This window comes from Corallococcus sp. 4LFB (assembly GCF_046520365.1).
In the GTDB taxonomy this organism is placed as follows: Bacteria; Myxococcota; Myxococcia; order Myxococcales; family Myxococcaceae; genus Corallococcus; species Corallococcus caeni.
This window is the reverse complement of the sequence record NZ_JBKGHJ010000368.1, coordinates 1-8,948: the sequence shown is the minus strand read 5'-3', so window position 1 is coordinate 8,948 and position 8,948 is coordinate 1. Positions and strand designations below refer to the sequence as shown.

7 protein-coding genes and 2 pseudogenes are annotated in these 8,948 nt (G+C 70.3%); 7 read left to right on the top strand and 2 right to left on the bottom strand.

Annotation, left to right across the window (positions count from 1 at the left end; all coding sequences use genetic code 11):
* Positions 1-1,285 (top strand): serine protease (locus ACLEQD_RS30555; RefSeq protein WP_410388938.1); only part of this gene is annotated, 1,285 nt, incomplete at its 5' end.
* Positions 1,273-2,241: an FHA domain-containing protein gene (locus ACLEQD_RS30550; protein WP_410388937.1), complete on the top strand. Its 969-nt coding sequence runs from the start codon at positions 1,273-1,275 to the stop codon at positions 2,239-2,241. The genes ACLEQD_RS30555 and ACLEQD_RS30550, both read left to right, overlap by 13 nt.
* Before the next feature lie 23 nt (positions 2,242-2,264).
* Here the strand turns inward: ACLEQD_RS30550 and ACLEQD_RS30545 are convergent, their stop codons facing one another.
* Complete coding sequence (locus tag ACLEQD_RS30545; protein WP_410388935.1) at positions 2,265-3,245, bottom strand: aldo/keto reductase; 981 nt, start codon at positions 3,243-3,245, stop codon at positions 2,265-2,267.
* Between ACLEQD_RS30545 and ACLEQD_RS30540 the strand changes: the two are divergent.
* Both ACLEQD_RS30540 and ACLEQD_RS30535 read left to right on the top strand, forming a co-directional pair.
* Positions 3,184-4,215: pseudogene (locus ACLEQD_RS30540) on the top strand (cytochrome P450); the annotation flags it as partial. The gene ACLEQD_RS30545 and the pseudogene ACLEQD_RS30540 overlap by 62 nt on opposite strands.
* 16 nt (positions 4,216-4,231) lie before the next feature.
* The gene (locus ACLEQD_RS30535) at positions 4,232-4,438 is read left to right on the top strand and encodes a cytochrome P450 (RefSeq protein WP_410388940.1); all 207 of its coding nucleotides are present in this window, start codon (positions 4,232-4,234) and stop codon (positions 4,436-4,438) included.
* Positions 4,439-4,586: 148 nt separating this feature from the next.
* Here the strand turns inward: ACLEQD_RS30535 and lon are convergent, their stop codons facing one another.
* Positions 4,587-7,043 (bottom strand): endopeptidase La, encoded by a 2,457-nt coding sequence (lon, locus tag ACLEQD_RS30530; protein WP_410388933.1) that lies wholly within the window; start codon positions 7,041-7,043, stop codon positions 4,587-4,589.
* A gap of 269 nt (positions 7,044-7,312) precedes the next feature.
* Here lon and ACLEQD_RS30525 point away from each other — a divergent pair, with 269 nt between their 5' ends.
* The 3 genes and pseudogenes from ACLEQD_RS30525 to ACLEQD_RS30515 all read left to right on the top strand — a co-directional run.
* Positions 7,313-7,954 (top strand): hypothetical protein, encoded by a 642-nt coding sequence (locus ACLEQD_RS30525; protein WP_410388931.1) that lies wholly within the window; start codon positions 7,313-7,315, stop codon positions 7,952-7,954.
* 256 nt (positions 7,955-8,210) lie between these two features.
* On the top strand, positions 8,211-8,528 hold the full coding sequence (locus ACLEQD_RS30520) for a hypothetical protein (protein WP_410388930.1): 318 nt from the start codon (positions 8,211-8,213) through the stop codon (positions 8,526-8,528).
* Between the two features lie 258 nt (positions 8,529-8,786).
* Positions 8,787-8,948: pseudogene (locus tag ACLEQD_RS30515) on the top strand (recombinase RecA); the annotation flags it as partial.

Here is an 8,948-nt window from a genome sequence, read left to right as displayed (position 1 = left end):
GGCGTCCCCGGCCCCGCCGGTCCTCCCGGCGCTGGACGCTGGCGTCGCGGACGCGGTGGTGCCGCCCCTGCCGGTGGCCTCGCTGCCCCCGGCCACGCACGAGCTGTTCCGCCGCATCCAGGGCCGCGTCGCGCAGGTGCGCATCATCGAGCGCCGCTCCGGCACGAAGTCCTCCATCGGCTCCGCGTTCTTCGTGAGCGCGAAGGGCCACGCCCTCACGAACTACCACGTCGTCTCCGACCTGGTGCTCCACCCGGAGGACTACACCGCGGAGCTGGACCGGGGCGACGCGACGGTGCCGGTGCGCCTGCTCGCGGTGGACGTGGTCAGCGACCTGGCCGTCATCCAGGTGGACGCCCCCGTCAGCGACTACTTCAAGCTGGAGGAGCACGAACCGCCGCAGGGCACGCGCCTGTTCGCCATGGGCAACCCGCGCGACCTGGGCACCACCATCGTGGAGGGCACGTACAACGGCCTGGTGCGCGACGCCCTCTACGAGCGCGTGCACTTCACCGGCGCCATCAACCCCGGCATGAGCGGCGGGCCCACGCTCAGCGGCGAGGGCGGCGTCGTGGGCGTCAACGTGGCCACCATGGGCAACCAGGTGGGCTTCCTCGTCCCGGTGGCGCGCGCGCGGGCGCTGCTGGACCGGGCGCTGGCGCAGGAGGGCCCCCCGGACTCCGCCGCGCTGATGACGTCCGTGCAGGAGCAGCTGCTGGCCAACCAGCAGCGCATCACCGACCGGCTGCTGGCCACGGACCTGCCGAAGCAGGCGCTGGGCGGCTACCGCGTCCCGGGCCGCTGGAGCCCGTTCCTCAAGTGCTGGGGCGACACGCCGCATGATCCGGAGACGCCCTACACGGTGACGAGCTACCAGTGCTCCTCCGAGGAGGACATCTTCCTGTCCTCCAGCCACCGCACGGGCGTGGTGGCCTACCTGCACCAGCACGTGGAGAGCCAGAAGCTGGGCGCGATGCGCTTCTCCGCGCTCTACAGCACGCTCTTCTCCCAGGACCCGGACGCGGTGGAGGCCACGCGCGAGGACGTCACCAACTTCCGCTGCAAGTCGGAGTTCGTGGACGTGAACGGCCTCACGGTGCGCGCCGCCCTCTGCCTGCGCGCCTACCGCCGCTTCCCGGGCCTCTACGACCTGGTGCTGCGCGCGGCCACGCTGAACGCGGCCACGCACGGCGTGGACACCAGCCTCACGCTGGGCGGCTTCTCCGCGGAGAACGCCCGCAAGCTGGCGCGCCGCTACCTGGAGGGCCTGTCGTGGACGAAGTGATCTTCCTGGAGGTGCTGGAAGGGGACGCCGTCCAGTCCCGCCACCGGCTGGACCGGCTGCCGGTGACGGTGGGGCGCGGCTACGCCAACGACGTCATCCTGGACGACCCGAAGGTCTCCGCACAGCACCTGCGCCTGGAGCGGCGCGAGGACGGCGCGGTGGTGCTGCATGACGTGGGCAGCGTCAACGGCACCTTCAGCGTGGAGCCGTGGGTGGCGCTCAAGGAGCTGGTGCTCACCCCGGACGCGCGCGTGTCCGTGGGGGACACGGTGCTGCGCTTCCGTCACCGCGACTTCGTGGTGGAGGACACCGTCGTCAACGAAGCGCCCGCCGCGCCGCGCGAGCGCCTCTTCGAGCGTCCCCGCGCCTTCGCGCTGGCGATGCAGGCGCTGGTGGCCATGTCCTTCATCTCCGAGCGGGTGACCCAGTTCCAGAAGACGGACTGGGGCGACCTGCTGCTGTCGAGCGTGCTGCCGCTGGGGATGGCGCTCCTGTGGGCCGGGGGCTGGTCGCTGGCGAGCCGCATCGCGCGCCGGAGCTTCCACTTCCGCGTGCACGCCACCATTGGCGCGCTGCTGCTGCTGGGCTTCGCGGTGGCGCCGCCGCTGTTCGCGCTCTTGAGCTTCAGCTTCTCGCTGGGCGCGTGGCTGGGCTTCGGGCGCACGCTGGCCGTGCTGGGGCTGATGGGGTGGGGGCTCTACTGGCACCTGCGCTACGTGACGCGCTGGAGCGCGAAGCGGGTGGTGCGGGGGCTCGTCATCGCGTCGGTGGGCGTGCTGGCGCTGACGAACGTGTCGGAGCTGCTGGGCAACGAGCCCTTCAGCGAGGCGCTGGAGTTCCCCCGCTCGCTGCTGCCGCCGGTGCTGCGCGTGGCCCCGGCGCACTCCATGGACTCGTTCTTCGAGGACGTGAAGCCGCTGGAGAAGAAGGTGGACGCGCTCGTGAAGGAGCGCTGAGGCGCGTCCACCGCTTCAGGGGCCTACAGGCCGCGCACCTCGTGCGGCTTGTAGGGGGCCTCCAGCGCCTTCACCTCCTCGGGGGTGAGCTTGAGGCTCACCGCCTTCACCGCGTCCTCCAGGTGCTGCGGCTTCGTCGCGCCGATGATGGGCGCGGTGACCACGGGCCTGGACAGCAGCCACGCCAGGGCCACCTGCGCGGGCGGGGCCTTGCGCGCGTCCGCCACCTGCTTCACCGCCTCCACCACGTCCCAGTCCCCGGGCTGGTTGTAGAGCATGGGCGACAGCGTGTCGGTGCCCGCGCGCGTCGTGGCCTCCTTGTCGTCCAGCGACCTGCGCGACCCCGCGAGCAGCCCGCGCGCCAGCGGAGACCAGGGGATGACGCCCACGCCTTCCGCCTCGCACAGGGGCAGCATCTCCCGCTCCTCCTCGCGGTAGACGAGGTTGTAGTGGTTCTGCATGGACACGAAGCGCGCCCAGCCGTTGCGCTCGGACACGCTCAGTGCGCGCATGAACTGCCACGCGTACGCGGAGCTGGCGCCCAGGTAGCGCACCTTGCCCTGGCGCACGAGCTGATCCAGCGCGGACAGCGTCTCCTCGATGGGCGTGTGCGGGTCCATCCGGTGGATTTGATAGAGGTCGATGGTGTCCACGCCCAGCCGCTTGAGGCTCGCCTCGCACGCCTGGGTGATGGCCTTGCGCGACAGGCCGCGCTCGTTCTGGCCCTTCCCGGTGGGGAAGTAGACCTTCGTCGCCAGCACCACCTCGTCCATGTTCGCGTACCTGCGCAGCGCGCGGCCCGTCACCTCCTCGCTGACGCCGTCCGAGTACATGTTCGCGGTGTCGAAGAAGGTGATGCCCAGCTCCACCGCGCGGCGGAAGAAGGGCTGCGCGGCTTCTTCATCCAGCACCCACGGGCGCCACTTCGGGGTGCCGTAGCTCATGCAGCCCAGGCAGATGCGGGAGACCCGCAGGCCGGTGTGTCCCAGGTTGGCGTACTTCATGGTCCGCTCCTTCGCCTTCGCGTGTGGTGCCAGAGACGTTCGCTGCTTGCGTATGCCCAGCATGAGCGAGCGCTTCAACCTCCTGTCTCCGGAAGTGAAGGCCAACCCCTATCCCACCTACGCCCGCATGCGCCGCGAGGCCCCCGTGTGTCAGGTGGAGCCCGGTGGCATGTGGGCCGTGTCGCGCCATGATGACGTGCTGCGCGTGCTCAAGGACCCGCGGCGCTTCTCCTCGCAGGGCTTCCGCGTGGCCACCAACCCGCCCTGGCTGGGCGGCAACCCCTTCTCCGAGTCCATGCTCACCCTGGACCCGCCCCAGCACGCCCGCCTGCGGGTGCTGGTGCAGAAGGCCTTCGGCGCGGCGGCCATGGCCCGGCTGGAGCCCCGCGTGCGCGAACTCTGCCGGCAGGCGGTGGCGGCGCTGCCCCGGGGCGTGCCGGTGGACCTGATGCCGCCGTACGCGCTGCGCATCCCGGCCGCCGTCATCAGCGACCTGCTGGGCCTGGACCCTTCACGCGCCACGCGCCTGAAGCAGTGGGCGGACCTCATCACCGGCGGCGTCACCACCGTCCGCCCGGACGAGGAGGACCGCAAGCAGCGGGCCCGGGACGCGGTGGCGGAGCTGCGCCAGTACTTCGGCGAGGTGCTGGAGGACCGCGCCCGCGCGCCCGGCACGGACCTGGTCAGCGAGCTGCAACAGGCCCGCGTGGACGGCGAGGCCCTGTCCAGGGACGAGCTCATCGCGTTCATGGCGCTGCTGCTGGTGGGCGGCATCGAGACGGTGGTGCACCTCTTGGGCGCGTCGCTCGTCGTGCTGCGCGACCATCCGGAGATCTGGACCCAGCTGCGCGCGGACCGCTCGCGCATCCCGGCCTTCATCGAGGAGGTGCTGCGCTACGAGCCGCCCGCCCAGGCCGCGCCCCGCCTCACCACGGAGGCGGTGGAGCTGGGCGGGGTGAGCCTGCCCAAGGGCGCGCCGGTTGCTGGTGCTGCTGGGCTCCGCCGCGCACGACGAGGCGCACTTCCCGGACGGCGACCGCTTCAACCTGTCCCGCCCCGGCCCGCAGAACCTGCCCTTCGGCCACGGCATCCACTTCTGCCTGGGCGCGCAGCTGGCGCGCATGGAGGGCGGCTGGCCCTGGAGGCGCTGCTGGACGCCTTCAGTCACCTGCAGGCCGGCGCGGAGCCCATGACGTGGCACCGCACGCTGGTGGTGCGCGGGCCCGCCACGCTGCCGCTCGTGCTGCACCCGCACTGAGCAGCGGGGCAGGGGGCCCGCAAAGACGACGGGCAGGTTCCCGTGAAGGAACCTGCCCGCGTCACTTCAACCGCTGGACTCCGTTACGCCCGGACTTCCGCCGGAGGCGTGTCCGTGGTGGTGGCCGGAACCACGCCCTCCTTGAAGGGAGAGGTCTCCATCGCCGCCTTGAGCACGTCGTCCATGTGCGTGGCGAAGATGAACTCCAGCTCGTTCTTCGCCTGATCCGGCACGTCGATGAGGTCCTTGCGGCAGCGCTCCGGCAGGATGACGCGCTTGATGCCCGCGCGGTGCGCCGCCAGGACCTTCTCCTTGATGCCGCCCACCGGCAGCACCAGGCCGCGCAGCGTGGCCTCGCCCGTCATCGCCGTGTCGTGCCGCACCCGGATGCCCGTCAGCAGGCTGGTGAGCGCGGTCAGGATGGTGACGCCGGCCGAAGGACCATCCTTGGGGATGGAGCCCGCGGGGAAGTGCAGGTGGATGTCCGTCTTCTCCAGGAAGTTCGGGTTGATGCCGAGCTGCTCCGCCTTGCTGCGCAGGTAGCTCAGCGCCGCGGTGGCCGACTCCTTCATCACGTCGCCCAGCTGGCCGGTGAGCGTCATGCCGCCCTTGCCCGCCATCTTGGTCGCTTCGATGAAGAGCAGGTCGCCGCCCGCCGCGGTCCACGCGAGGCCCGTCGCCACACCGGGAACCTCCGTGCGCTCCGCGACCTCCGAGTAGAACGTCTCGGGCCCGAGGATCTCCTTCACGCGCTCCGCGCCGATGGTCTGCTTCTCCAGCTTGCCGCCGGCCACCTCCACCGCCACCGCGCGGCAGATGTCCGCGATGCGGCGCTCCAGGTTACGCACGCCGGCCTCACGCGTGTACGACGTCGTGAGGATGAGCAGCGCCTCGTCCTGGATCTCGATGTGGTCCCCGTTGAGGCCGTGCTCCTTGAGCTGCTTGGGCACCAGGTGGATGCGGGCGATGGCCTGCTTCTCCTCGAACGTGTAGCCCGTCAGCTCGATGATCTCCATGCGGTCGCGGAGCGGCCCGGGGATGGGATCCAGCTGGTTCGCCGTGGCGACGAACATGACCTTCGACAGGTCGAACGCCACGTCCAGGTAGTGGTCGCTGAACGTGCTGTTCTGCTCCGGGTCCAGCACCTCCAGCAGCGCCGCGCTCGGGTCGCCGCGGAAGTCCGCGCCCAGCTTGTCGATTTCGTCCAGCATCATGACCGGGTTCTTCGTCCCGGCCTTCTTCATGCTCTGGATGAAGCGGCCCGGCAGCGCGCCCACGTAGGTGCGGCGGTGCCCGCGGATCTCCGCCTCGTCACGCACGCCGCCCAGCGACAGGCGCACGAACTTGCGGCCGGTGGCCTTGGCCACGCTCTGGCCCAGCGACGTCTTGCCGACGCCCGGGGGACCGACGAGGCACAGGATGGGCCCGCGCATGTCGTTCTTCAGCTTGCGGACGGCCAGGTACTCCAGGATGCGCTTCTTCACCTTCTTGATGCCGAAGTGATCCTTGTCCAGCTGCTGGCGCGCGTTCTCGATGTCGAGGTTGTCCTCGCTGATCTTCGACCACGGCAGGTCCGCGATCCAGTCCAGGTAGGTGCGCGCGACGGTGTACTCGCTGGAGGCCGCCGGGATCGTCTTCAGGCGGTTGAGCTCCTTCTGGGCGACCTTCTCCACTTCCGGGGGCAGGGCGGCCTTCTTCAGGCGCTCCTGGAGCTCGTCCAGCTCCTCCTCCTCCTCGCCCATCTCGCCGAGCTCTTCCTTGATCGCCTTGAGCTGCTGGCGCAGGTAGTACTCGCGCTGGGTCTTCGACATCTCGCCCTTCACGGCGGAGTCGATCTTGTTGGAGAGCTTGAGGATCTCGCGCTTGCGGTTGAGCAGTTCCAGGACGAGCTTCATGCGCGCCTTGAGGTCGACCGTCTCCAGCACGGCCTGCTTCTCCTCGATGGGCACGTCCACGTTGGCGGCGATGAGGTCCGCCAGGTGGCCCGGGTGCGTGATGCTCTCCACCAGCTCCGTGGCGGCGGCGGGCAGCTCGGGCATCAGCTCGATGACCTCGCGCGCCAGCTTCTTCAGGTTGATGCCCAGGGCCTCCACCTCGACGTTCTCGCTGGAGGTCTTGTCCTCCACGGCGTCGACGCGGGCCTTGAGGTACGGGGCCTCCTGCACCAGCTCCATCACGCGGAAGCGCGCGAGGCCCTGGACCACGAGCGAGTAGTTGTCCTCGCCCATCTTCAGAAGTTTCACGATGCGGGCGACGGTGCCCATCGTGTACAGGTCGGACGCGCCCGGATCCTCTTCCTCGGCGCGGCGCTGCGTCACGACGCCGATGACCTGGTCGTCACGGACGGCGTCCTTGATCAGCGCGATGGTCTTCTGGCGGCCGACGGCCAGGGGCAGCACGCCGCCGGGAAAGAACACACTGTTGCGCAGCGGCAGGATGGGCAGCACCTGCGGGATGTCTTCCTTGTTGATGAGCCCCGGAGGGGCCATCGCGGTGGGCATGGCGCTGGCCGCGGTGCCCTTCTTCTTCTCGTCAGACATGGGAGTTCGGCCTCTTCCTTGCTTGAACCCGGTCAGCAAGCGGCCGGGCCGGTGAACCATCCGGTTGTTTTCTGTGACGGATGAACCAACGTAACAACCAAACCGGACATGGCAAACGCGATGTGCGTTATTTCCGTGCCTCGTCGGCTGTACGACGCTCCTCCTTTAACGGCCCAGAAGTCTCGCGTCCGGCGAAGGGGTGGGGCATGCTCGCCCCCTCTCACGCTTGATGCGGTGCGCGAGCGCGCGCCCCCGCACTGGAGGCCGATGTGAAGCTCCACACCTGCGCCCACCTGCTGTCGCTGTCCGCGCTCCTGGCGCTCGGCTGCCACTCTCCCGTGGACGACGCGGGCTCCACCGTCCCGGATGCCTGCGAGGCCACGCCGCCGGTGGTGGCGCCCCAGAAGACGGACATCCTCTTCGTCATCGACAACTCCGGCTCCATGCAGGAGGAGCAGCAGGGCATCGCCACGGAGCTGCCCGCCTTCCTGGCCGCGCTGAAGGAGGGCAGCGGCGTGGCGCAGGACTTCCGCGTGGGGGTCATCACCACCTCGGTGTACCAGCGCCTGCTCCTGGCGAACGGCACGGACTCCATCCGCTCCTTCCCGGATCAGGAAGGCCGCCTGCAGCCGGTGAAGGACGAAGCCGGCCAGCCCACCGACGAGCGCTTCATCGAGGGCACGGATCCGCTGCTCCTGGACAAGTTCCAGCGCCTGGTGAACCAGGGCACGTCCGGCAGCGGGCAGGAGACGCCCTTCGAGGCGGTGCGGCTGGCGGTCGCCTCGCCGCTGGCCACGAAGCCGCTGTCGGAGGGCGGCAACGGGGGCTTCCTCCGGGACGCGCCCGCCTGCTGGTGGTGGTGGTGTCCGACGAGGAGGACTGCAGCTCCACGCAGCGGCCGCCGCCGGTGACGCTGGTGCAGGACACCTCCGTGGACTCCTGCACCGTGCAGGGGGACAAGCTGACCCCGGTGGCGGAGTACTACCAGGCCTTCCAGGGGCTGCATGACGGCACGGGCGCGTCGCGCGAGGTGCTGTGGGCCACCATCGGGCCGGTGGCGCTGACGGACAAGCGCGCGGAGCTGACGACGGAGCTGGTGGGGAGCACGACCTACGTGCGCAACGTCGACTGCCGACCTCCTACGGGCCCGGCTACCGGCAGAGCGCCATGGCGCAGGCGTTCGACGCGACCCAGGCGAACCTGGATTCCATCTGCAAGACGAGCTACCAGCAGACGCTGCTGGACATCGCGGACCTGGCCACGGTGGCGCAGAGCGTGGACGTGGTGAACCTGCCGGATCCGCGGCTCGCGGTGGTGTACGTCACGCGCGCGGACGGCTCCGTGCAGACGTGCACCGCGGCCAACGGCGACTTCCGCTACGAGCCCCCCGGAGAAGGCCGCTCCGCGCGCCTCTTCTTCCTGGGCCCGTGCCTGCGGCGCGTGGGCGACACGAAGGTGGAGGTGAAGGTGCTGTGCGCCGGGTAGCCCGGAGCTGATCCGCGCGCCGCACCCGAAGGGCCCCGCGAAGCACGCGGGGCCCTTCTTCTTTGGCGTGGCGCGTGACCTGTCATGTCCGGTGCCAGGTGAAGTGACGCGCGCAAATCCGACGCCTCCCGTCGAGCGGAGCACCCGACGCGACAGGTCCCACGCGCTCGGAATGCCGCCTGCTGGGGTGTCAGACGGCTTCGGATACTGGCCTCATGCGCGCACCGGTGGCGGGTGCGCGGGCGATGAGGAGGCGGCATGAGCGCGGCGGCGGAGCGGTCGGGGTTGGGGGTGGTGGAGGAGCTGCGCGAACGGATCCGCCAGCTGCAGGCGGCGCCCCGGCGCGCGCTGTCGGTGCTGCGCACGGGCGTGGACGCGGTGGACGCGCTGCTGCCGCAGGGCGGCCTGCCGCTGGGGACC